The organism is Lactobacillus sp. WILCCON 0149 (assembly GCF_057197965.1).
Window position 1 is genome coordinate 803,369 of record NZ_JBUBHO010000001.1, and the last position, 21,645, is coordinate 825,013.

Annotated in this window: 22 protein-coding genes; 18 read left to right on the top strand and 4 right to left on the bottom strand. The window is 50.6% G+C overall.

What is annotated here, in order from left to right; all coding sequences use genetic code 11:
- The first annotated feature begins 27 nt into the window (after positions 1 to 27).
- Positions 28 to 561, top strand: a complete 534-nt coding sequence (locus ACYVUV_RS03830) for a hypothetical protein (protein WP_439776235.1) — start codon at positions 28 to 30, stop codon at positions 559 to 561.
- 195 nt (positions 562 to 756) lie between these two features.
- Complete coding sequence (locus tag ACYVUV_RS03835; protein WP_439776234.1) at positions 757 to 1,617, top strand: transporter substrate-binding domain-containing protein; 861 nt, start codon at positions 757 to 759, stop codon at positions 1,615 to 1,617.
- A 93-nt stretch (positions 1,618 to 1,710) separates the two neighbouring features.
- Here ACYVUV_RS03835 and ACYVUV_RS03840 read toward each other — a convergent pair whose 3' ends face one another.
- Positions 1,711 to 2,559 carry a GRP family sugar transporter gene (locus tag ACYVUV_RS03840; RefSeq protein WP_439776233.1) on the bottom strand — a complete coding sequence of 283 codons (849 nt, stop codon included), beginning with the start codon at positions 2,557 to 2,559 and terminating at the stop codon, positions 1,711 to 1,713.
- A 209-nt stretch (positions 2,560 to 2,768) separates the two neighbouring features.
- Complete coding sequence (lexA, locus tag ACYVUV_RS03845) at positions 2,769 to 3,389, bottom strand: transcriptional repressor LexA (protein ID WP_439776232.1); 621 nt, start codon at positions 3,387 to 3,389, stop codon at positions 2,769 to 2,771.
- Positions 3,390 to 3,541: 152 nt separating this feature from the next.
- Here lexA and ACYVUV_RS03850 point away from each other — a divergent pair, with 152 nt between their 5' ends.
- From ACYVUV_RS03850 to ACYVUV_RS03865, 4 genes are all read left to right on the top strand, one after another.
- A complete protein-coding gene (locus tag ACYVUV_RS03850; RefSeq protein ID WP_439776231.1) occupies positions 3,542 to 3,778 on the top strand; it encodes a DUF896 domain-containing protein in 237 nt (78 codons plus the stop codon).
- A gap of 112 nt (positions 3,779 to 3,890) precedes the next feature.
- Positions 3,891 to 4,115, top strand: coding sequence for a YneF family protein (locus ACYVUV_RS03855; protein ID WP_296226826.1), 225 nt, complete (start codon positions 3,891 to 3,893; stop codon positions 4,113 to 4,115).
- A gap of 128 nt (positions 4,116 to 4,243) precedes the next feature.
- Positions 4,244 to 6,004: an ABC transporter ATP-binding protein gene (locus ACYVUV_RS03860; RefSeq protein WP_439776230.1), complete on the top strand. Its 1,761-nt coding sequence runs from the start codon at positions 4,244 to 4,246 to the stop codon at positions 6,002 to 6,004.
- On the top strand, positions 5,997 to 7,787 hold the full coding sequence (locus ACYVUV_RS03865) for an ABC transporter ATP-binding protein (protein ID WP_439776229.1): 1,791 nt from the start codon (positions 5,997 to 5,999) through the stop codon (positions 7,785 to 7,787). Before ACYVUV_RS03860 ends, ACYVUV_RS03865 begins: the two co-directional genes overlap by 8 nt.
- A 57-nt stretch (positions 7,788 to 7,844) precedes the next feature.
- Here the strand turns inward: ACYVUV_RS03865 and ACYVUV_RS03870 are convergent, their stop codons facing one another.
- Positions 7,845 to 8,279 carry an ACT domain-containing protein gene (locus ACYVUV_RS03870; protein ID WP_439776228.1) on the bottom strand — a complete coding sequence of 145 codons (435 nt, stop codon included), beginning with the start codon at positions 8,277 to 8,279 and terminating at the stop codon, positions 7,845 to 7,847.
- Positions 8,280 to 8,418: 139 nt separating this feature from the next.
- On the opposite strand from ACYVUV_RS03870, the gene ACYVUV_RS03875 reads away from it, so the two are divergent.
- From ACYVUV_RS03875 to ACYVUV_RS03885, 3 genes are read left to right on the top strand one after another with little or no spacing between them, the layout of a single operon-like run.
- On the top strand, positions 8,419 to 9,567 hold the full coding sequence (locus tag ACYVUV_RS03875; RefSeq protein ID WP_439776227.1) for a homoserine dehydrogenase: 1,149 nt from the start codon (positions 8,419 to 8,421) through the stop codon (positions 9,565 to 9,567).
- Positions 9,560 to 10,900 carry an aspartate kinase gene (locus ACYVUV_RS03880; protein WP_439776226.1) on the top strand — a complete coding sequence of 447 codons (1,341 nt, stop codon included), beginning with the start codon at positions 9,560 to 9,562 and terminating at the stop codon, positions 10,898 to 10,900. Before ACYVUV_RS03875 ends, ACYVUV_RS03880 begins: the two co-directional genes overlap by 8 nt.
- On the top strand, positions 10,901 to 11,887 hold the full coding sequence (locus ACYVUV_RS03885) for an aspartate-semialdehyde dehydrogenase (RefSeq protein WP_439776225.1): 987 nt from the start codon (positions 10,901 to 10,903) through the stop codon (positions 11,885 to 11,887).
- An 81-nt stretch (positions 11,888 to 11,968) separates the two neighbouring features.
- Here the strand turns inward: ACYVUV_RS03885 and ACYVUV_RS03890 are convergent, their stop codons facing one another.
- Positions 11,969 to 12,583: a lysophospholipid acyltransferase family protein gene (locus ACYVUV_RS03890; RefSeq protein ID WP_439776224.1), complete on the bottom strand. Its 615-nt coding sequence runs from the start codon at positions 12,581 to 12,583 to the stop codon at positions 11,969 to 11,971.
- A gap of 70 nt (positions 12,584 to 12,653) precedes the next feature.
- Here ACYVUV_RS03890 and ACYVUV_RS03895 point away from each other — a divergent pair, with 70 nt between their 5' ends.
- The 9 genes from ACYVUV_RS03895 to ACYVUV_RS03935 all read left to right on the top strand — a co-directional run bounded on the left by ACYVUV_RS03895 (position 12,654) and on the right by ACYVUV_RS03935 (position 21,643).
- Positions 12,654 to 13,664 carry a GIY-YIG nuclease family protein gene (locus ACYVUV_RS03895; RefSeq protein ID WP_439776223.1) on the top strand — a complete coding sequence of 337 codons (1,011 nt, stop codon included), beginning with the start codon at positions 12,654 to 12,656 and terminating at the stop codon, positions 13,662 to 13,664.
- A 163-nt stretch (positions 13,665 to 13,827) separates the two neighbouring features.
- The gene (gene rpsB / locus ACYVUV_RS03900; protein ID WP_270447754.1) at positions 13,828 to 14,589 is read left to right on the top strand and encodes a 30S ribosomal protein S2; all 762 of its coding nucleotides are present in this window, start codon (positions 13,828 to 13,830) and stop codon (positions 14,587 to 14,589) included.
- 62 nt (positions 14,590 to 14,651) lie between these two features.
- Positions 14,652 to 15,680 (top strand): translation elongation factor Ts, encoded by a 1,029-nt coding sequence (tsf, locus tag ACYVUV_RS03905; protein WP_439776222.1) that lies wholly within the window; start codon positions 14,652 to 14,654, stop codon positions 15,678 to 15,680.
- Positions 15,681 to 15,829: 149 nt separating this feature from the next.
- Positions 15,830 to 16,555: a UMP kinase gene (gene pyrH, locus ACYVUV_RS03910; RefSeq protein WP_296226799.1), complete on the top strand. Its 726-nt coding sequence runs from the start codon at positions 15,830 to 15,832 to the stop codon at positions 16,553 to 16,555.
- A complete protein-coding gene (gene frr / locus ACYVUV_RS03915; RefSeq protein WP_050890309.1) occupies positions 16,555 to 17,112 on the top strand; it encodes a ribosome recycling factor in 558 nt (185 codons plus the stop codon). Before pyrH ends, frr begins: the two co-directional genes overlap by 1 nt.
- 2 nt (positions 17,113 to 17,114) lie before the next feature.
- Positions 17,115 to 17,846 carry an undecaprenyl pyrophosphate synthase gene (gene uppS, locus ACYVUV_RS03920; protein WP_439776091.1) on the top strand — a complete coding sequence of 244 codons (732 nt, stop codon included), beginning with the start codon at positions 17,115 to 17,117 and terminating at the stop codon, positions 17,844 to 17,846.
- Between the two features lie 5 nt (positions 17,847 to 17,851).
- A complete protein-coding gene (locus ACYVUV_RS03925; protein WP_439776090.1) occupies positions 17,852 to 18,649 on the top strand; it encodes a phosphatidate cytidylyltransferase in 798 nt (265 codons plus the stop codon).
- Between the two features lie 9 nt (positions 18,650 to 18,658).
- Positions 18,659 to 19,906 carry an RIP metalloprotease RseP gene (gene rseP, locus ACYVUV_RS03930; protein WP_439776089.1) on the top strand — a complete coding sequence of 416 codons (1,248 nt, stop codon included), beginning with the start codon at positions 18,659 to 18,661 and terminating at the stop codon, positions 19,904 to 19,906.
- Positions 19,907 to 19,945: 39 nt separating this feature from the next.
- Positions 19,946 to 21,643 (top strand): proline--tRNA ligase, encoded by a 1,698-nt coding sequence (locus tag ACYVUV_RS03935; RefSeq protein ID WP_439776088.1) that lies wholly within the window; start codon positions 19,946 to 19,948, stop codon positions 21,641 to 21,643.
- Positions 21,644 to 21,645: the final 2 nt, after the last annotated feature.

The following is a 21,645-nucleotide window of genomic DNA, read 5'->3' on the forward strand; positions in this document are numbered from 1 at the left end:
AATCTCGATTTTTTAGAAAGGAAATTTATGTCAGTAAGCAAGCGTCCGATTTCCAGTTTTCAAGAATTAGAAACAGCCGCTGATGACAGCGATGAGATACATTTTAAGTTAAACGGCCAGCAGTGGCTTTTAGTTGATGATGGCAATCCTTTGACTCCAGAAAGCAAGACCTTGATCAACTGCGACTTGCCGGAAGAGCAGCAGTTTTTTGCCAATACAGAGGAATTTCTGGCCTGTGAGATTGGGGGGCAATCTTTAGCCGCCTGCTGGCCCCAGATGAGCGAGGTGGCCATTTGGAGCGTGCAATTTGAGAGCTTGGAGGAGTTTGTCCAGGCAATCAAAGATGGCTGCGACATTCAGTTCTCTCTGGCAGGCCGCCAATACAGTCTGGGCCAGTCCAGTGAGCGGAAGGTTTACCGGCAGCTGACCTGGCGCTTGGAAAAAGGCGGGCAGGTGAAGGTAAAAAAATTTGCTGACCTGGACCAGCTCTTAGCCTTTGAAATTGCTGGCAAAAGCTTGGGCAAGCAATGGTCAGCCATGAAAAATGTCGACTACGGTTGATTTTAATTTAAATTTTTTCGAGGATAAAAACTCCAGGAAAAGGCTTTACTTTTCTGAAATCATAATTTTTCAAGCTTTTCACTGGGTCTAACTTAATAAAATAAGAAAAATAGACTTTTAATATAAACAAAAGAAACTTCCTTGATTATCGGGTATAATGTTAAATAGATCCTATATGATAGAAAGATGAAAAACATGAAGAGACAGCCGCAAATAATTAAGAGAATCATCCAGGCCTTGGCTTTGAGCCTGCTGCTTTTGCTGGCGACCAGCCTGACTGCTTGTTCCAGCAAGCAGGAGAGCAGCTATGCCCGGGCCAAGCAGTCCAAGCAGATTACCTGGGGGGTCCGGCCGGATACGAAGCTGTTCGGTTTGACCAACATCAAAACCGGCAAGATCGAAGGTTTTGAAATCGACCTGGCCACGGCCATTACTAAGCAGATCTTAGGCCCTAAAGGCAAGGCTGTCTTCCGGCCGATCACGGAAAAGACCCGGATCACGCTTTTGCACAACGGCTCCCTTGATGCCGTCATCTCAACTATGACCATCACCAAGGAGCGGATGAAGGTGATTGACTTCTCAGACGTTTACTTTAACGCCAACGAATCGATGATCGTCAAGAAGTCCAGCAAGATCAGAACGATTGCTGACCTTAACAAGAAAGGCGTTGTCGTCATTGCCATCAAGGGGACCGACGTGGCCAATCAGGTGGCCAAGCTGGCACCAAAGGCCAGCGTCAAGCAGTTTGACGATTATGGTTCAGCCTTCAATGCCTTAAAGGCAGGGCAAGGGGACGTCATGATCGACGACAACGGGATTCTGGCCGGCTTGATTGCTGACACGCCGGAATTCACCTTGACCAAGGCCAGTTTGGCTGAGGAGCCTTACGGTATCGGGGTTGAAAAAGGGCAAACCGAAATGCGCCAGGCCATTAATAAGGCCTTGAAGAAGCTGCGGGCCAGCGGTAAATATGACCAGCTGGTTAAGAAGTGGTTTGGTAAGGTCTCCGGCTTTGACGTCAAGCAGGCAGAAAGCCAGAAGGTCAAGATTCAATAAAGAATCAGAATAAGACAGAAAGCAAAAAAGCTAGGAGCGTCAGCTCCTAGCTTTTTTGCTAGCACGTAAAATTTTTGATTTTTATTTTTAGTCTTAAAGAATGGCGCCGACAACGATGAGGCAGAGGCCTGCAAGCGTAGCGACCAGTTCTTTGCCTTGCTTGCGTTCACCTAGCAGGGTCATCCCGCCGATAGTGGAGATGATGACGCTCAGCTGCCCGTAGATAAAGGCGTTAGTCACCCCATTGACTTGCGCGGAGATGATGTAGGCGTAAGCGGCAATACCGAAGCTGATCCCGGCGAAGAGGTCAAGGTAGCTGGCCTTTTCCTTGAAGGCAGCCTTGTTGCCGCTGAAGGCCAGGTAGAGCACTGAACCCAGCAGGATCCCCAGGGTTTGCGGCAGGAACATTGATTCAGCATCAGCCGTAATAGTCTTAGGGAAGGCGGAGTAGGCCAGGTAGCCGACCGTGGTCAAGACCAGGAAAAGAATATCCTTGTTGGTAGTCTTCTGGCTGAAGTCGTCGCCTTTTTCCGTGTAGGCGGTCAAGACAACGCCGACCATGATAATGGCCAGGGCGATGATCCCGAAGATGAAGTCGTTGCTGGTCTTCCATTCACCGAAGATCAAAGCCCCGATGATGGTGTTGCCGACCAGCTGCAGGCCAGTTGAGATCGGCATGGTCTTGCTGACCCCGATCCGGGTAAAGGAAATGAACTGGCCGATTTGGCCGATGGTCCATAAAGCACCGGACAGCAGTGACAGGAAGAAGACCGGCATGGACATGGCCGGATGCTGAATTAAAGTCACGATAATGCCAACGATAGTGGCACCCATGCCGACGCCGAAGATTTGGTTGGCCGGCTTGCTGTTAGGAACCTTGTTGACGATCCATGGCATAACCCCCCAGCCAATGGCTGGCAGTAAAGCAATGATGATATTCATTAATTGAAAACCCCTTTAACTAATAATTTGTCGAATAGTTACTAGGTTAACGGAGTTTTAGGAAAATAGCAATAGAAAACGCTATGAAAATGTCAACCGTTTTCAGAAAACGGTTAAAATAAAAAGATGATTTGCATAAAACAAAGCACCTTTTTCAAAAAATATTAGTCAATATCAGTCAATATTGGTCACTTACCGGCAATAATGAATTAATCAATATTTGTTCTGTAAAGGCCAACAACCTTGCCTAAAATCTGCACATGGTCCAAGATAATTGGATCCATGGCATCATTCTCCGGCTGCAAGCGGTAGTGGAGGTCTTCTTTGTAGAAGCGCTTGACTGTTGCTTCACCGTCATCGGTCATGGCGACCACGATTTCCCCGTTTTGGGCCGTGGTCTGCTTGCGGACAATGACGTAGTCACCGTTCAAGATACCGGCATTGATCATTGAAGTGCCGTGCACCCGGAGCATGAAGAGCTCACCAGCGTCACTGGCCAAGTTCGGCGGAAGCGGGAAGTAGTCTTCCACGTCCTGGACAGCCAGAATCGGCTGTCCGGCGGTAACAACGCCGATCACAGGGATGTCTTTAGGCTTGATACCCAAGGCGTCCAGGCCGGCATGGGTGATTTCCAAAGCCCGGGGCTTGGTGGCGTCCTTGATGAGGTAGCCCTTGCGCTCCAGTCTGGTCAAGTGGCCGTGGACGGTGGAGGTTGAGGACAGGCCAACAGCAGCGCAGATTTCCCGGACCGTCGGCGGGAAGCCGCGGTTTTCAACGGTATCATAGATGTATTGCAGAATTTCTAATTGTTTCGAGTCATGAGTTGCCATATTTTTTACCTTCGTCAAAAATCTTATTGTCGGTTATTATTTATTTTAGCAAATATTCGGAGAGTTTGCAAACAGGCGTTCTAGGCTTAAAACTTTTTTTATTTTTACAAAGCGAGTACACTATTCATATCACGAGAAAGGTGGCTATGTTTATGGCAGAATCAGATCAAGTAAGACAAAGAATCAATGAATTGTACAAGAAGAAGCAGGAAAGCGGCTTGACGGAAGCAGAAGAAGCCGAACGCAAAGAACTGCACAAGAAGTTTATCGCTAATTTCCGGGCGGGCTTCAGGCAGCAGCTGGACAGTCTGGTGATCGTCGATGACAAAGGCAAGGACGTCACCCCAGAGAAAGCCAAGCAGATTCAGAAGGAAAAGGGCCTCAGATAGGAATTTTTTCTTTAAAAATGGTCTGAAGTTTTGTAAGATAGTATTTGTGTGACTAACGAATACTATCCGCTGAGGCGGATAACAAATTAAGACCAATGGAGGTTTAGCGATAATGAATTTAGGTTTGGCGATTTTCTTGATTATTTTGGCAGCTCTTCTGGGTGCGGTTGCCGGCTTTTACGGTGCCCGGACTTACATGAAGAACTACTTTAAGAAGAATCCCCCAATTACCCGGGAAATGGTTGAAACCATGATGTCACAAATGGGCCAGAAGCCTTCAGCCAAGAAGGTCAACCAAGTGATGAACATGATCAAGCACCAGTCAGCCAAGAACTAGGTTTAAGAGGCAAAGAGCGCTAGGGGAGTCCGGGCGCTCTTTTTTTGCGGGCTAGGGGAATTAGAAAAAAAGGTGAAAATGATAGAATTAGGATAAAAAGAAGAAGCAAAGAAAAGAGGGAGGAAAAAATGGATACTTTCAGCAAGCTGGGCTGGTTCTTTAAAGCCCACCGCAAGCGCTATGCCCTGGGGATCACGGCTCTCATCTTGACCTCGGCAGCCAACTTGGTTCCGCCGCGGATCCTGGGCATGATGGCTGATCAGCTGGACACGGGAAAAATCAGCTGGCAGCAGTTTTTTGGATTTGTTTTGGCAATTTTGCTGGCGGCTTTGGCTCTGTACGTTTGCCGCTATTTCTGGCGCAAGCAGATTTACGGCGGGGCGGCAATTTTGGAAAAGGAATTGCGGGGCCGGCTCTTTTGGCATTTTCTGCAGATGGACCGGACCTTCTTTCAGCGCTACCGGACCGGGGACTTGATGGCCCGGGCGACCAATGACGTCCAGGCCGTCCAGAACGTGGCCGGTGACGGAATCTTGACCTTGATCGACTCGATTTTTACCGGGGGGACCACCTTGCTGGCCATGATGATCCTGGTAGACTGGCGCTTGACCCTGGCTGCCATGCTGCCTTTGCCGCTTTTGGCCTTCTGTGCCCGCTACTTGGGCGACCGCCTGCACGATGCATATATGGATTCGCAGGCGGCATTTTCGCGCTTGAACAACAAGACCCAGGAATCCTTGTCTGGGATTAAGGTCTTGAAGACTTTTGGCCAGGGAAAAGAGGACGCTGAAGCTTTTAACAAGATGACCTATGAAACGGTTGACATCAATAAAAAGGTCTTCCGGATCGACTCACTTTATGACCCGATGATTACCGTGATCATCGGCATCACCTACATTATCACCATTATTTACGGGGGCCGGCTGGTGCTCAGCAAGACGATCAGCCTGGGTCAGCTGATTTCCTTTGTTTCTTACATCGGGTCCATGGTCTGGCCAATGTTTGCCATCGGCTACCTGTTTAACGTTCTTGAGCGGGGGAGTGCCAGCTACGACCGGATCATGACCCTGCTCAATGAAAAATCTTTGATCGTGGACTCTGATTCTATGGACAAGGAGCAGAAGCTGACCGGAGACTTGCGTTACCACGTGACCAGTTTTGCCTATCCGGATGAACCAGACAAGAATGCCTTAGGAGCCGTTGACTTTGACCTGAAAAACGGGCAGACGATCGGCCTGGTAGGCCGGGTCGGGTCAGGCAAGACGACCATTATCCAGCTTTTGATGCGGGAATTTGACAACTATAAGGGCCGGATTACTTTTGCCGGCCACGACATCCGACAGATCCCCCTGGACGTCTACTTGAAGGAAATTTCCTATGTTCCGCAAAACAACTTCCTGTTCTCCATGTCGGTAAGGGACAATATTGCCTTTGCCAAGCCGGATGCCAGCCAGGAAGAGGTTGAAGCAGCAGCTAAAAAGAGCGCCCTTCACGACGATATCCTGGCCTTCCCAGATGGCTACCAGACCATGATCGGGGAAAACGGGGTTTCCCTATCCGGCGGGCAAAAGCAGCGGATGTCGATTGCCAGAGCGCTTCTGCATGACAGCGAAATCTTGATCTTGGACGATGCCTTGTCAGCGGTTGATGCCAAAACGGAGAAGGCAATTCTGACTAAGCTCCGCCAAGAGCGGGAGAAGAAAATTACCGTCATCGCTGCCCACCGCTTAAGCAGTGTGATGGATGCCGACTTGATCCTCGTTATGCAAGACGGACAGGTGGCAGAAAGAGGAACGCATGAAGAATTGCTGGCCAAGGGCGGCTGGTATGCCCGCATGTGGCAGCGGCAGGAACTGGCCCAGAAAGTAGGTGAAGATGACGATGAATAATGAAGACTTCCAATCAGTCTGGCAGCAGCCGATTTCAACCAAAGAGCAGGGGCAGATTTTAAAGCGGCTCTGGACTTTTGTCTGGCTTTACAAGGCGGAATTATTGACTGCCGTCTTAGGGATGGTGGCTGTTTCCGCTATCAATATGCTCCTGCCGACCTGGCTGCAGTATTACATGGACCATTATCTAAAAAGCGGCCAGGTTGATTTCAGCACGGTCTATTATGTCGCCTTGATCTATGGCATTGGCGTGGTATTTAAGGCGGTCTTCCAGTTTACCTATGAATATCTTTATGCCTTAGCCGGAGAAAAGGCCTTGGAAAAGGTCCGCCGGGTCCTTTACGCAAAAATCCATACCCTGGGGATGCGGTATTTTGACCAGACTCCTGCCGGGTCGATTTTATCCCGGGTAACCAACGACACGATGACCTTGGGCAACTTTATGCAGGTTTTCTCTGCCTTTTTGTTAGGGATCGTGTCCATGGTAACTGCCTTGATTGCCATGTATATGGCTGATCCGGTGGCCGCGGCAATCGTGACGGCCTTTATTCCACTTATCGTTGGGGCAATCTGGCTTTACAACCGGGTCAACTCCAAGACCTATCACGAATACCGGGCCCGCAACTCCTTGATCAACACCAAGCTGGAAGAAAGCATTGCCGGCATAAACGTAATTCAGCAGTTCCGCCAGGAAAAGCGGGTTGATGAAGACTTTGAAAAAATCAACAGCCAGCAGATGCAGACCCGCTTCAAGCTGATCAGAACCAATGGCTTGCTCTTGTCGCCATTTACGACCCTGCTTTATTCTCTGGCCCTAACCTGCGTTTTGGTTTGGTTCGGCTATCCCCTCCGGGCAACTTTTGTCCCGGCCGGGATGATCTATGCTTTTGCCAACTACGTGCAGAACTTTTTTAACCCCTTGTCAGACATGATGAATTCTTTAACTTTCTTCACCGACGGGATCGTGGCCGGCAAGCGGATCTTCAAGATTTTGGACCAGGAAGAATATGAACCTGAGCAAAAGGAAAAGGCGGACGCTAAGATTACAGAAGGGAAAATCGAGTTCAAGCACGTGTCGTTTTCTTATGACGGCAAGCACGATGTTCTCCACGACGTTTCCTTCACCCTAAATCCAGGTGAGACTTTGGGGATTGTTGGCCATACTGGGTCAGGCAAGAGCTCGATCATCAATGTGATGATGCGGTTTTACGAGTTCCACGATGGCCAGATCCTTTTGGACGGAACCGACATCCGGGACTTTTCCAAGGCGGAACTGCGGCAAAAAATAGGACTGGTTCTGCAGGAACCCTTCATGTTCTACGGGGACGTGGCTTCTAACATCCGCTTGTATAATGACAAGATCACGGATGAGCAGATCGAAGAAGCGGCCAAAACCGTCCAGGCTGACCGCTTTATCGAAAAATTGCCCGGGAAATACCAGGCCAAGGTCATCGAAGGAGGGTCGGAATTCTCCAGCGGGGAAAGACAACTGATTTCCTTTGCCCGGACCCTGGTAACCAATCCCAAGATTTTGATTTTGGATGAAGCTACCGCCAACGTGGACACGGAGACAGAAAGCTTGATTCAAATGGGCCTTAAAAAGCTGCGCCAGGGCCGGACCACCCTGGCTATTGCTCACCGCCTGTCGACGATTGCTGACGCTGACCAGATCATTGTTCTGGACAAGGGGAGAATCGTCGAACATGGCAAGCATGAGGAATTGCTGGCACAGAAGGGCTACTACTATGACCTTTACACCCTCCAGCAAAACCGGGAAAAGTAAAATTGAATTAAATTAAGCTAAAAGCAAAATAAGAGCGCGCCCAGTGGACGCGCTCTTTTATTCTAATCCGGCAAGCTGGAGATTTTTGACGAAGGGGAGTTTTTTCAAATCGCCCAAAAGGGTATTAAGGTCACCCTCAAGGCCTGCCAAGTCCAAGGACATTAAAACGCTGGCGTGACTGGCCAAAGGAATGGCCTGGGAAATGGTCAAGACCGAGGCCTGGTGGTCAGTCACGCAGGTCAAAACCGCGGATAGGGCCCCGGGCTGGTCGGCTAAGAGCAGGGATAAGACCGCCTGCTGGCCCCGGGAAGGGTCTTTAGCTCTGAAAACATAGTCTTTATAGCGGTAATAAGTGTTGCGGGAGATGCCGACGCGTTCAGTTGCCTCGGTAACGGTGGCTGCCTCCCGGCTGTCCAGCATTTCCCTGGCCGCTAGGACCTTTTCCAGATAGTCGGGCAGGATCTTTTTATGTACGTAAAAATAGTCGGCCATGGCCAATCCTCCTTTGACATATTGCTTTAATTTTTGTTTAATAATAAGTGACTTTCCCCTTGTCAGGCCTTGCGGATAATGATACTATGTTTTTAATTCAAAAACAAGTGTCCCTGTATTAGAAACAACGGAGGCGGGTATGCAAATTGCGATCTTAGGCCGCGGAGTGGTTGGCGGCGGTATTGTCAAGCTGGTTGAAGAGGCGGAAAGTCCGCTTTTGCAGAATGTGAAAATTAAGAAGATCCTGGTGCACCGGGATGAGCAGATCTTAGATGACCAGCACACGACGGACTTTGAGGAAATCGTGGATGACACGGAAATTTCAGTGGTTTGCGAGTGTATCGGAGGCCTTGAGCCGGCCCACAGCTATGTTAAACGGGCCTTGGAAGCGGGCAAGCACGTGGTGACGGCCAATAAGAAGATGCTGGCGGTTTTCGCGGGTGAACTCTTTGCCTTAGCCAGGCAAAAAGGCCTGGTTTTGGCCTATGAGGCCAGCGTTGGCGGCGGGATTCCTTGGATTGCTAACATCAAGCGGATTCAGCGTCTGGAGCCGGTCACGGCCTTCCAGGGAATTTTTAACGGGACCAGCAACTACATCCTTTCCCAAATGGAAGAAAAGGACCTGGACTTTGCCACCTGCTTAAAAGACGCCCAGGACCTGGGCTACGCGGAAAAAGACCCCAGCGACGACATCGACGGCGGGGATGTTTGTTACAAGGTCTGCCTGTCAGCCTTGACCGCTTTTGGCAAGATTGCCGATCCAGGCCAGGTTGAGCAATGGGGGATCCGGCATTTGACCAAGGAAGACTTCGCCTGGGCTAAGGCAAACGGCCGGACCATCAAATTGCTGGGCCGGGGCAGGCAAGCAGGAGAGAAGCTGTCCTTGCAGGTTTTGCCGGTCATGCTGAAAAAGACCAGTCTTTTGGCTGGAGTGGGCCTTAACTTCAATGCCTTAGAAACTGATTCCGCCAGCCTGGGCCCGGCAACTTTTGTTGGTCAGGGGGCTGGATCCTTGCCGACCGCCCACGCGGCTGTCCAGGACCTCTTGGATCTGGCTGAAGGGAAAAAGGAAATCGTGCAAAGCAGTCAGCCGGCCCAGCTGCTTGATGAAGAAGAGCAGACTTTTTACCTGCGGACTGACCGGGCTGGCTTTTTCCAGGATGTAGCGGCTGAAAGAATCAATGAAAAGGCGCTTTTGACGAAAAAAATGACCTTGACGGCCTTGTCCCGCCTGGTCAAAGAAAGCGGAGACTCGGCGGCCTTTTTGGCGGGAGTGGCAGATGAGTAAAGCAGTCAAATTCGGCGGCTCTTCAGTCGCTAACAGCGAACAATTTAAAAAGGTCAAGCAGATTATTCTGGCTGACCCGGACCGCAAGTACGTGGTGACCAGCGCCTGCGGCAAGAGCGGAAAGGAGGACCACAAGGTTACCGACCTCCTCTACCTCTGCGCCGCCCACATTACCTATGACGTCAGCTATGAGTCGATTTTCCAGACCATCGTGGACAAGTACATGGAAATCAAGCGCAGCCTGGGCCTCAAAATTGACCTGGGCAGAGAATTTGCCAAGATCCGGCAGAATATGGCTCAGAACTTGAACCTGGACTACCTGGTTTCCCGGGGCGAGTACTTGACCGGCCTTTGCCTGGCTGAATACTTGGACGCGGACTTCGTTGACGCCAGCCGGGTGATCCGTTTTCATTATGACGGATCAATCGACCTAAAAAAGTGCCAGGAACTGCTAAAGGCCCAGGTTGACCCGGGCCGGCGGGTGGTGATCCCTGGTTTTTACGGTTCTTTGCCAAATGGGGTCATCAAGGTCATGAGCCGGGGCGGGTCAGATATTACCGGGTCAATCGTGGCTAATGCCTTTGACGTTGACGTCTATGAAAACTGGACCGACGTTTCCGGCTTTTACGTGGCGGACCCGCGCATTATCAAGGACCCGGTCCAGATTCCGCGGATTACCTACTCTGAATTGCGGCAGATGAGCTATATGGGGGCCAATGTCCTGCATGACGACGCGGTTTTCCCGGTCCGGCAGAAAAACATCCCGATCAACGTCCGCAACACCAACTACCCGGAAAATCCCGGCACCATGATCATGAATGACTGCAGCGAACTTGATGCGCAAGAGCCGCCTCATGTCATCACCGGGATTACGGGCAAGCAGGACTTTACGGTCATCACCATGGTCAAGTCGCATGTTTCAGCCGAGGCGGGCTTTTTGCGCAAGGTTCTGTCCGTTTTTGAAAAATTCCAGATCTCGATTGAAAGCGTCCCGGTTACGGTCGATACTTTTTCAATCGTGGTCCAGACCAAGAAGATCGAGCGCTACCTTTATGAAATCGTGGCGGAATTAAAGCATGAGCTGCGCCTTGACGACATTCAGGTCGAAAGCCAGCAGGCCATGTTGGCCGTGGTTGGCCGGGCCATGAGGCAGATGCCAGGGATGTCGGGCAAGATTTTGTCAACACTGGGTGACCAGCAGATCAACATCCGCACCATCAACCAGGCCTGCGATGAGCAAAGCATCGTCATCGGGGTTAACAACCAGGACCTGGTTCCGGCAATCAAGGCGATTTATCAGCAGTTTATTAGTGAAGAAAGAGTGGAACGATAAATGAAGATTGGTATTTTAGGTGCTACAGGGGCCGTTGGCCGGCAGATGCTGGAATGCATTGAAGAAAGAAAGCTGCCGGTTGAAGAGCTGCGCGTTTTTGCTTCCGAGCGCTCTAAGGGCAAAAAGCTGTCCTTTGCTGGCCGGGAATTGACCCTGGAAGTAGTCAGCCAGGAAAGACTGAACGGTCTTGACTACGTTTTGGGGGCAGTTTCCAACAGTCTGTCCAAGGAATACCGGCCCTTGGTTGAAAAGAGCGGGGCAGTCTACATCGACAACAGCTCAGCCTTTCGGCAAGAAGATGGCGTGCCTTTGGTAGTTCCTGAAATCAATGGCCCGGATGCTTTAGAGCACCGCGGTGTCATCGCCAATCCAAACTGTTCAACCGCAATCACCTTGATGGCTCTGGCGCCAATTGCCAAGTTGTCCCCGATCAAGACCATCAACGCCTGCACCTACCAGGCCGTTTCCGGCGCCGGCATGGGCGGGATCAGCGAACTTAAGGATGAAGTAACGGCTTTGACCAAGGGCGAGAGCGTGGAAGCCAAGGTCTTCCCGGCCCAAATTGCCTTCAATGTCATCGCCGATATTGGCAGTCCTTTGGAAAACGGCTATACGACTGAAGAAATGAAGATGCAGAATGAAGGAAGAAAGATCCTGCACTTGCCAGAGCTCCTGGTTACCTGCACCTGCGTCCGGGTTCCGGTCTACCGGTCCCACTCAATTGCCGTGACGGTCGTTACTGAAGAGCCAGTGTCAGTTGAAGATGCTGAAAAAGCCATCGCTGCTTTTGACGGAGACCTCCTGGTTACCGACCACACCCCGACTCCGCTGGAAAACTCCGACAAGGACATCGTGCAAGTTGGCCGCCTGCGCCGGGACTTGACCAACCCTAACGGCCTTACTCTCTGGTGCACCGGCGACCAGATCCGGAAGGGCGCGGCAACCAACGCCGTCCAGATCATGGAATACCTGGAAAATAACAAGTAAGTAGCAGCAGTAGAAAAAGCATAAAGAAAAAGGATTGAGCACTCCAGCTCAATCCTTTTCTTGTTCTTTTGTCATAATTAATTATTTGGCTTCATAGTGGAAATTCGGGTCCAGTTCCTGGTCGATCTTTTGCCAGGCTTCTTCCAGCTGCTGGTTGTAGGCAGCTTCAGTTTCAGGGGTCAATTTGGTCTTGCGGTCGATAACGATCGGGTCGCCGAAATTGATTTCCATGCCTTTTCTTTTTAATACCCCTTTAAAAGTAAGCGGACCTTGGTAGACAGCCGGGACCAGGGGCCGGCCGGACATTCTGGCGATAACCAGGGCACCGGATTTAAGGGAGGCTGAGTGCCGAGTGCCGGAAGGAAACATGATCAAAGACAGGCCTTCAGACTTTAAGCCCTTGACCGGGATCTTGATGACAGAAGGACCCGGGTGCTCACGGTTGACCGGGAAGGCGTGGGCATTGTTTAAGATCCAGCGGAGGACAGGATTTTTAAAAAGCTCCTGCTTGGTCATGAACATAAATTCCGTGGGGCTGGCGGCCAGGGCAAACAGGATCGGCTCCCACCAGTTCCGGTGCGGGGCAACCAAAATATAGGTGCCTTCCGGCAGTCTTTCCTTGTGGTGGACATGCAGGTGGCCGTTTAAGACCCAGACGATGAAGCGGACGATCGGTCTGAAAATACGATAAAGCATAAAAGAACCTCCAAATGATGTAGAATAAATTATAACACATCTAAGAATAAGGGACGGGCTTCAGAATTACATGATTGAACTTAAGGAAAACGAACGCATCGATTACATGCTGGGCGAGCAGCTGAAAATTATCCAGGACGGGCAGTCTTTTGCCTTCTCCCTGGATACCCTGCTTCTGGCTTACTGGGCCAAAGAAGCCATCAAAAACCGGTCCAAGGTCGTTGAACTCTGCAGCGGCAACGCGGCAGCCAGCCTCTACATGGCCGCTTTTAACAAGGCCCATTACGACGATGTTGAACTGCAAGAGGACATCGTTTCCAAGGCCAGGCGGTCGGTTGAATTAAACAACATGCAGGACCGGATCACGGTTCACCAGGGAAATGTCAAAGACGCGGGCAGCTTTTTGCGAAAAGACAGCTATGACGTCGTCGTGGTCAACCCGCCATATTTCAAGGCTCCAGCCGGTCACAAGCTGAACCCGGACAGATCTAAAGCTATTGCCCGTCATGAACTGGAGATCAACTTGGAGGAAATTATCGCCGTCTCAGCAGGCCTGTTGAAAATGAAGGGGAAGATGTTCATGGTTCACCGGCCGGAACGCTTGGGTGAGATCATCAATTACGGCTTTAAACATGACTTAGTCGTCAAGACTGTCCAGCCCTTTGTCTCCAGAAGAGGGCAAGACGCTAATTTAGTCATTGTCGAGGCAGTCAGAAGCGGGAAGGGTGACGGGCTGGTTTTGCGCGACGCGATCGAAGTCCATGAAGCTGATGGGAGCAACACTCCGGCAATTAAAGAGATTTTAGAGGCCAAATTGCCGGAGGAAAAACATTACTTTTATGTTCTCCTGTGCAGCGATGGCAGCTTTTACGGCGGCTACACCAACGATTTAAAGAAAAGGCTGCAGGCTCATAATTCCGGCAAAGGGGCCAAGTATACCAAGAACCGGCGGCCGGTTGAAATGATCTATCATGAAGAGTACGCCGACAAGTCAAAAGCCATGCAGCGGGAATATTGGTTCAAGCACCATGACCGGACCTGGAAGGAAAAATTTCTCAAAGAGCATGGGGTTAATTTTTAGGCGGAAAAGCTTGCGTTTAAAGGGAAAATCGAGTATGATAGACAAGCGTGCGGTTGCACGCTAGAAAACACATCAAGAGCGATCGGCATTCAGGTGCCTAAAGACAAACGGTTGAATGCTGAAATGAACGCTTGAGAGGAAATAACCTAGGAGGAATTTATTTATGTCAGTTGTATCTATGAAGCAATTGCTTGAAGCTGGTGTACACTTTGGTCACCAAACCAGAAGATGGGACCCGAAGATGAAGCCATACATCTTCACTCAAAGAAACGGGATCTACATCATCGACTTGCAAAAGACCATCAAGATGCTTGACGACGCCTACAACTACGTTAAGGCTGTTGCTCAAGACGACGGTGTTTTCCTGTTCGTTGGTACCAAGAAGCAAGCTCAAGAAGCAATCGCTGAAGAAGCTACCCGCGCAGGCCAATACTACGTCAACCAACGTTGGTTGGGTGGTACTTTGACCAACTGGACTACTATCCAAAGCCGGGTTAAGCGTCTGAAGGACTTGAAGAAGATGGCTGAAGACGGCACCTTCGACGTACTGCCAAAGAAGGAAGTTGCTTTGCTGACCAAGGAAATGGACAAGCTGCAAAAGTTCCTGGGCGGTATCGAAGACATGCCACGGATTCCTGACGTAATGTTCGTCGTTGACCCTAAGAAGGAAAAGATCGCCGTTCACGAAGCCAACAAGCTTGGCATCCCAGTTGTAGCCATGGTTGACACCAACACTGACCCAACTCCGATCGACGTAATCATCCCTTCAAACGACGACGCTATCCGTGCTATCCGCTTGATTGCCGGTGCTATGGCTGACGCCGTAATCGAAGGCAAGCAAGGTGCAGATAACGCCGACGTTGAAAAGGAATTGTCTGAAAGTGCTGAAGAAAACTCTGCTGAAGAAGTAGACGACGCTGAATAATTTGTCGTAAACTATCTTTGGAAGAATTCTGTTATTTAGTTTGACCTGGAGGACTTTTTTAAATGGCAAACATTACTGCTAAGCAAGTCAAGGAATTGCGTGAAACTACTGGTGCCGGCGTCATGGACGCCAAGAAGGCCCTGGTTGAAGCCGAAGGCGACATGCAAAGAGCTATCGAAATCATCCACGAAAAGGGTGAAGCAAAGGCTGCCAAGAAGGCTAACCGGATCGCTGCTGAAGGTTTGACTGGCGTTTACGTTGACGGCAACGTTGCTGCTATCGTTGAAGTTAACGCTGAAACTGACTTCGTTGCTCAAAACGAACAGTTCAAGACTTTGGTCAACGAAACTGCTGAAACTATTGCCAAGGGCAAGCCTGCCAACAACGAAGAAGCTATGGCATTGACCATGCCTTCAGGCGAAAGCCTTGAAGAAGCATACGTAAATGCTACTGCTACTATCGGTGAAAAGATTTCCTTCCGCCGTTTCGCTGTTCTTGAAAAGACTGATGACCAACACTTTGGCGCTTACCAACACAACGGCGGCCACATCGGCGTCTTGACTGTTGTTGAAGGCGGCGACGAAGCTCTGGCTAAGCACATTGCAATGCACATTGCCGCAATGAGCCCAAAGGTTCTGTCATACAAGGAACTTGACCCAGCTTTCGTTCGTGAAGAACTGGCTCAGCTCAACCACAAGATTGACCAAGACAACGAATCACGTGCCATGGTCAACAAGCCGGCTTTGCCACACCTTAAGTATGGTTCAAAGGCTCAATTGACTGACGAAGTCATTGCTCAAGCTGAAGAAGACATCAAGGCAGAACTGAAGGCTGAAAACAAGCCAGAAAAGATCTGGGACAAGATCATCCCAGGCAAGATGGCCCGCTTCATGCTGGACAACACCAAGGTTGACCAAGAAAACACCTTGCTCGCCCAACTTTACGTTATGGACGACAGCAAGACTGTTGAACAATACCTTGACTCAGTCAACGCTTCCGTAGTAAGCTTTGTTCGTTTCGAAGTCGGCGAAGGCATCGAAAAGAAGCAAGAAGACTTTGCTGCTGAAGTTGCTGCACAAATGAAGAACTAATTTCTTCTAGCAAGAAAAAGGATGGGGAAACCCATCCTTTTTTTGTGGGCAAATTAACTTTTGCAAATTTAAGCTGGTGAAATAGCGTAAATAGGAGAGACAGTTTTCTGTTTTATGGTAAAATAGTTAGAGCTAATTAGGAGGGCATTATGAGTCAAGTTAAATATCATCGTATCATTTTGAAAATTTCCGGCGAAGCTTTGGCCGGGGAAAAGGGAACTGGCATTGACCCAACTGTGATCAAGAAATTGGCACATGAAATCAAGCTGGTTCATGACATGGGCGTGCAGATCGGCGTCGTTTGCGGCGGCGGCAACATGTGGCGTGGTGAAACCGGGGCCAAGCTGGGCATGGAAAGAGCCCAAGCTGACTACATGGGCATGCTGGCCACGATCATGAATGGTCTGGCCCTGCAAGATGGTCTGGAAACTGCTGGCGTGCCAACCAGACTGCAAACTTCAATCTCCATGCGGCAAGTTGCTGAACCTTACATCCGCCGGGTGGCAATCAGCCATATGGAAAAGAACCGGGTCGTTATCTTCGGCGGCGGCACTGGCAACCCATACTTCTCAACTGACACCACGGCCGCTTTGCGGGCAGCGGAAATCAACGCTGACGTGATCTTGATGGCCAAGAACGGGGTTGACGGGGTCTACACGGCTGACCCGAATCTGGATCCAAGCGCCAAGAAGTTTGCTGAACTGACCCAGCTGGACATGATCTCCAAGGGCCTGCAAGTCATGGACAGAACGGCCAGCTCCTTGTCCATGGATACCCATATTCCATTGATTGTCTTCAACGTCAACACTCCAGGCAACATCAAGCGGGTGGTTGAAGGTGAAAACATCGGGACCATTATCAGAGGTGACAAATAATGAACAACGAAACGATTGCTAAAGCCAAGAGCAATATGAACAAGTCCATCGAAGTCTACCAGAGCAATCTGGCGACTGTCCGGGCCGGGGTTGCCAACGCTTCCCTTTTGGACCGGGTGATGGTTGAATATTACGGGGTACCGACTCCGCTGGTCCAAATGGCCGGGATTACCATTCCAGAACCACGGGTTTTGATGATTACCCCTTACGACAAGACTTCTTTGAATGATATTGAACACGCCATTTTGGCCTCTGACCTGGGCCTCACTCCGGCCAATGACGGTAACGTTATCCGCCTGGTTATCCCGCAACTGACTGGGGAACGGCGGCAGGAAATTGCCAAGGAAGTTGGCAAGCTGGCTGAAGAAGCCAAGATTGCTGTCCGCAATGTCCGCCAGGAAGCCATGAAGGCTTTGAAGAAGCAAGAAAAAGACGGCGAAATCACTGAAGACGAAGAACGGCGCCTGGAAAAGGAAGTCCAGAAGGTCACTGACGAATCAACCAAGAAGATTGACCAAATGGCTGACAACAAGCGCAAGGAAATCACTCAGGGTTAATTATGGATAAGAATAAGCAGCTGAATCATTTGGCGATCATCATGGACGGCAATGGCCGCTGGGCGAAGAAGCGACACATGCCGCGCTTCATGGGCCACAAGGCCGGGATGGATAACGTTGAAAAGATTGCGCTCGCGGCAGATGAGTTGGGAATTAAAGTCCTGACTCTTTATGCTTTTTCGACGGAAAACTGGGCCCGGCCCAAGGATGAAGTCAATTATTTGATGAACCTGCCGGTCAAGTTTTTTGACAAGTTCATGCCCCGCCTGCAGGCCCACAATGTGAAGGTCAACATCATGGGCTATCTGGATGCCTTGCCGGACTCAACCAGAGAAGTTGTTGAGCGGGCCATGGCAGAAACGGCTGAAAACACTGGCCTGGTATTGAATTTTGCCTTCAATTACGGGTCAAGAAAAGAAATCGTTTCAGCCGTGCAGGCTTTGGCCAAAGAAGCCGCCGAAGGAAAAATTCAGCCTGGCGAAATTACTGAAGACATGGTATCCGCTAAGCTGATGACCGCCAAGTTCGCTCCGTACTCTGACCCGGACCTTTTGATCAGAACCTCTGGCGAGCAGAGAATCAGCAATTTCCTGCTCTGGCAGATTGCGTATTCAGAGCTTGCCTTTACGGACAAGGCCTGGCCGGACTTCGATGAAAACGACTTGGCCGAAATGGTTAAGATTTACCAGCACCGGGACCGGCGCTTTGGTAAATTAGATGAAACAGATAGTTAGGTAATATGAAACAAAGAGTAATTACAGCAGTTGTTGCTTTATTGATTTTTATCCCGGTTTTGATTGCCGGGGGCATGTGGATTGATTGGCTGGCTGCCTTTCTGGCCGCTGTCGGCATCAGTGAAGTCTTCTTGATGAAGAAGCAGATTCTGGTCTCAGTTGACTTTACCCTGGCAGCCCTGGCCACCTTGACCTGGACCGTGCCCAACTCCTTCTTCGGCTTTTTGCCAAAAAACTGGAGCAAGTGGGGCGTATTCTATGCCTTGGTAATGCTGCTCTTGACCTGGACGGTTTTGTCCAAGAACAAGACGACTTTTGATGACATCGGCGTGTACGTTCTGTCAAGTTTGTACATCGGGACTGGTTTCCATTACCTGGCAGCAATCAGAAACAGCGATCCGGCCCACGGCTTGTGGCGGCTGCTGTTTGCCTTCGTGATCGTCTGGACGACTGACACGGCTGCTTACATGGTTGGCCGCAAGTTCGGCAAGCACAAGCTCTGGCCAGTGATCAGCCCGAACAAGACCTGGGAAGGGTCAATCGGTGCCGTGATCATCGCGGTTATCGTTACCGCGATTTACGTCAACCTGGCTCCAGTTGGCGGCGACAAGACCAGCTTGATCATTGCTTCCTTCTTCCTGTCAATCGTCGGCCAGATGGGCGACCTGGTTGAATCAGCCTACAAGCGCTTCTACGGCGTCAAGGACTCCGGCAAGATCTTGCCGGGCCACGGCGGGATCCTGGACCGGTTTGACAGTACGCTTTTTGTTTTGCCAATCGTTGCCCTGATCTTTGGAATTTAGGAGGTAGCCGTGAAAAGTATTCTAGCCTTTATTATTGTTTTTGGCCTGGTGGTCTTTGTTCACGAATTTGGACACTTTTTCGTGGCGAAAAAGGCCGGTATTTTGGTGCGCGAATTTTCAATCGGCATGGGGCCAAAACTGGTTCAGTGGCGGCCCGGACAAACCACTTACACCATCCGCTGGCTGCCTTTAGGCGGCTATGTCCGCCTGGCCGGCCCCGATGAACAGAGTGAAATCGATCCTGGGACGGCTGTTGTCTTGGAACTGAATGAGGCTGGAATTGTCACGCGAATCGATGCTTCAGAATCGGACCTGCCGATTGAAGGCCGCCCCTTGCGGGTGACCAAGGCAGACCTGGTTGATGACTTGACGATTGAAGGATATGAAAACGGGGATGAGAGCCAGCTGGTGACCTACAAGGTCGACCATGACGCGACCATGATCGATGAAACGGGCACTGAGCTGCAGATTGCCCCCCGGGACGTGCAGCTGCCGGCGGCCAAGCCTTGGAAGAAGCTGGCAACCTCTTTTGCCGGACCTTTCATGAATATCGTTTTGGGCTTTGTGGTCTTGATGATTTACAGTTTTGCCTCAGTTGGCCCGGCAACGACGACTGTCGGTCAGGTAGCGGCAAACTCCCCAGCTCAGCACGTTTTGCAAAAGGGTGACCAGATCGTGGCCATCAATGGCCAGAAGATAAGTACTTTTGACCAGGTCAGCCAGGCAATCTCTTCTTCCAAGGGCAAGACCATGACTGTCAAGGTCAAGCGGAAGGGGAGCGAAAAGTCAGTCAAGCTGACGCCAAAGTACTCAAAGAAGACTAAGTCTTACCTGGTTGGTATCGTTGCCCAGGCCGACAATTCATTTTCCGCCAAGCTGAAGCGGGGCTGGGATTTGAGCTGGCAGGTGACGGGGATGATCTTCCAGGCCCTGGGCAACTTATTCAAGCACTTCAGCTTAAACAAATTGTCCGGTCCAGTCGGGATCTACTCGGAAACCTCTAAGGCAACTTCCATGGGTCTGACCTACATGTTGGCCTTTGTCGGCATGCTGTCCATCAACCTGGGGATCGTTAACTTGATTCCGATTCCCGGCCTGGATGGGGGCAAGCTTTTGCTGGAACTTATCGAGCTCCTGCGGGGCAAGCCAATTCCAGAGGAGCATGAAACAGTCGTTGACTTGATCGGGGTGGTCTTCTTGCTGATTTTGATCATCGCGGTAACGGGTAACGATATCTACCGCTACTTTATCAAATAGTCCTTAAAATAATAAATGTTTAGGAGAATTTAGTTAATTATGCGTCAATCAATCTTTTTCATGCCGACGCTGAAGGAAACTCCAGCCGACGCGGTTGCAAAGAGCCACCAAGTAATGCTGCGGGGCGGCTACATCCGGCAGGTTACGGCTGGTGTCTACTCATACCTGCCGCTGGGCTACAAGGTCTTGCGCAAGACTGAAAAGATCATTGAAGAAGAAATGGCCAATGCTGGCGTGGTTGAAATGATCATGCCGCACATGCTGCCAGCTTCAATGTGGGAAGAATCAGGCCGTTTGCCGAAGTACGGTCCGGAAATGTTCCGTTTGAAGGACCGGCATGGCCGGGAAATGTTGCTAGGGCCGACCCACGAAGAAACTTTTACTGAAGTTGTGGCTAAGAGCCTTAAGTCATACAAGCAGATGCCTTTGCATCTTTACCAGATTCAAACCAAGTTCCGGGATGAAAACCGGCCACGTTTCGGTCTTCTCCGGGGCAGAGAGTTCGTCATGCTTGACGGCTACAGCTTCGCGGCCAGCCGGGAGCAGCTGGACAAGCAGTTTGAAGATGAAAAGGCAGCTTACCTCAAGATCTTCAAGCGCACGGGCGTTGAAGTGCGGCCCGTTATTGCTGACTCCGGGACCATGGGCGGCAAGAACTCCACTGAATTCCAGGCACCTGCCGCTGTTGGCGAAGACACTATTGCCACCAACGCTTCCGGCACTTACGCCGCCAACTTGGAAATGGCGGTCAGTGTTGACACCTTCAAGCAAGAGCCTGAAGAACTGAAGGCAATGGAAAAGGTTGCTACTCCAGGCTGCGATACAATTGACAAGCTGGCTGAATTCTTGCAAGTGCCAGCAACCAGAATCGTCAAGAGCATCCTCTACATCGTTGATGAAAAGAAGAAGGTTCTGGTTTTGATCCGGGCTGACAAGGAAGTCAACGAAGTCAAGCTGACCCACCTCTTGGACTGTGACAGCTTGCGGGTTGCTGAAACTAGCGACTTGGAAGAACTGACCGGGGCTGGCAAGGGCGGCGTTGGCCCGGTAAACGCTGACTGGGCTGACGAAATCGTGGCTGACGAAACCGTTAAGGGCCTTTACAACGTGGTTGTTGGCGCGGGCGAAAGCGATGCCCAATTCATCAATGCCAACCTGGACCGGGACTTCAAGGCTGACCGCTTTGCTGACCTCCGGGTTGCCAATGAAGGCGAACCAGACCCGGTTGACCATGAACCACTGCAGTTTACTACCTCAATTGAAGTTGGTCACATCTTCAAGCTGGGGACCTACTACACGGAAACCATGGGGGCCAAGTTCCTGGACCAAAACGGCAAGTCCCAGCCAGTTATCATGGGCTCATATGGGATCGGGGTTACCCGTCTGCTTTCAGCCGTTGTTGAACAGCACGCGACTGAAAACGGGGTTGCCTGGCCAAAGGAAATCGCGCCATTCGGTATTCACATCATCCAGATGAAGATGAAGGATGAAATTCAAAGCAAGCTGGCCGAAGACCTGGAAGCCAAGTTTGCCAAGTATGACGTCCTTTATGACGACCGTAATGAACGTCCAGGCGTTAAGTTCAACGATGCTGACCTGGTTGGCGCGCCAATCAGAATTACTGTTGGCCGCGACGCTGCTGACGGGATCGTTGAAGTCAAGCGCCCAGGCGACGAGCAAGCACAAAAGCTGGCCGTTACCGATCTGGAAGACTTTATTGCCAGCGAATTAGATTAGGA